We start from the raw sequence: 1,672 nt of genomic DNA, 5'->3' as shown, positions 1-1,672 counted from the left end.
TTGAGTTCCTAATCGGAGTCAAGTTCTCAGACGGGTTCTTGTGGCAAGTCCTTAGGCGGGTTCTAGGGTGGTGGGGGCGGGTCGGTGGATTGGAGCGCTTGGCGACTCCTGTTGTCCTCGGCCCGCCCTGCCTTTGAGTCGCTGCGATTGGCGGGTGTTGGCGGCGTTGATCCTGGTTTGGCGATCAACGCGGTAGTGGGCAGTCACCAGGCGGCGACCTTCCTCGGCGTCAATGGGCCGGCCAGCGGTGTCACGTAGGGCGTAGTGCTCGCCGGTGCGCCAACAGGTTGCGATACGAGTCAGCAGCGCGGTGGCGATGTGGCAGATCGCTGAGTCGTGATGACGGTCGGTGCTCATGAGCCGCTGGTACTTGGCGGCCAGCTGAGGGTCGACCTTTCGGGCGTGGTCTGCGGCGGCGAAGAGGGCCTCGCGCAGCAATGGGTCGCCGGCTTTGGTCAACCCGTGCTGGTGCTGGCTTTGGCCGGATTGGCTGAGTTTGGGGATTAGCCCGGAGTAGGCGCGGATCGCGGCCAGTGAGTGGAAGCGGTGCGGATCGCCTAATCGGCCGGCGATGACGGCGGCGGTGACCGGTCCAACCCCGGGAGCTGAGGCAATGATGCCGGTGGGATCGGCTTCGGCGTAGAGGTTGGCGGCTCGTTCGTCGAGGTCGTCAATCTGATCGGTCAACGCTTGGGCTTGTTCGGCTTCGATCGCGATATCGGCCGCCAATTCGGCGAAGTCGATCCGAGCATCGGCGCCGGCGCCCCACAACTGCAAGGACTCTCGGGCCGCGGCCAGGATCAACGTGGCCTGGGCCTCGCGCCAGGCGCCACGGGAGTGGCGAATCAGGAACCGGGTCAGTCGAGCGTGCCCGAGGCGGATCAGGGTGTTGGGGTCGGCGTAGCGGGTCAATAGCGCCAAAGTTGCTTTGCCATAACGTGTTCCGAGCGCGTCATACCAGGCGGGGCCGAGCAGTTCGAGTTGGGCGTCGAGGCGCTGGAACACCGCGGTGCGGCGTTTGACGATCGACGAGCGGATCTTCACGATCCGACGCAACGGATCGGCCGGGCCGTCGCTGGCGTGGTCACGGAGCCCCTCGGGATGCAGCAGTGGCAGCCGGGCCAGCAGCTTGGAATCGAGGTGGTCGTTCTTGGCGTGTTTGGAGTAGTAGGCCCGCAGATCGGCTGACTGCGTGGTGGGCACCATCGACACGTTCGCGCCGTGGTGGCGGAACCATGATGCCAACGGCGCCCACGCGTTGCGGGTTGGTTCCATCACCACCCGTAACGTGTCTTCGTCGCTTAAATCGCAAGCATTCCAGAGCTTTTCCAGATCGTCGGGTCTGGTGAAGAATCGGCGTCCGGTCCAGACGAACGTTCCGTCGGGCCGCGCCAGCGAGGCCTGATGAGCCGCCCGGCACGCAAGGTCGATACCCAAGATGAGTTCCACGGCGTCCTTTCTCGCGAGGGTGTGACTCGAGGCCAGCGCCGGCATTGCCCAGACATTCCACAAGCAGGAGTCCGTCAGTGGACGGCTCCAAGTTCCCAAACAGGGACACCCGCCTGGCCACGGGTCGTGCTCGCAGACGGCCACTCAAATTTCAGGAATCCGCGAGGTTCCAGTCGGTGGGTTCGGCCGTCCGCGAGCACTCACCCAATCTAAATGTCGGTGG

General features: G+C 64.5%; 1 protein-coding gene. It reads right to left on the bottom strand.

The genetic code is table 11. The features are described from left to right. Positions 1 to 51 precede the first annotated feature (51 nt). The gene (locus EB75_RS28110; protein ID WP_286150345.1) at positions 52 to 1,449 is read right to left on the bottom strand and encodes an IS110 family RNA-guided transposase; all 1,398 of its coding nucleotides are present in this window, start codon (positions 1,447 to 1,449) and stop codon (positions 52 to 54) included. Positions 1,450 to 1,672 lie beyond the last annotated feature (223 nt).

The sequence above is a fragment of the Mycobacterium sp. ST-F2 genome (assembly GCF_001905655.1).
Taxonomy (GTDB): domain Bacteria; phylum Actinomycetota; class Actinomycetes; order Mycobacteriales; family Mycobacteriaceae; genus Mycobacterium.
The sequence above is the reverse complement of the archived record's forward strand: the minus strand, read 5'-3'. Positions and strand labels throughout refer to the sequence as shown.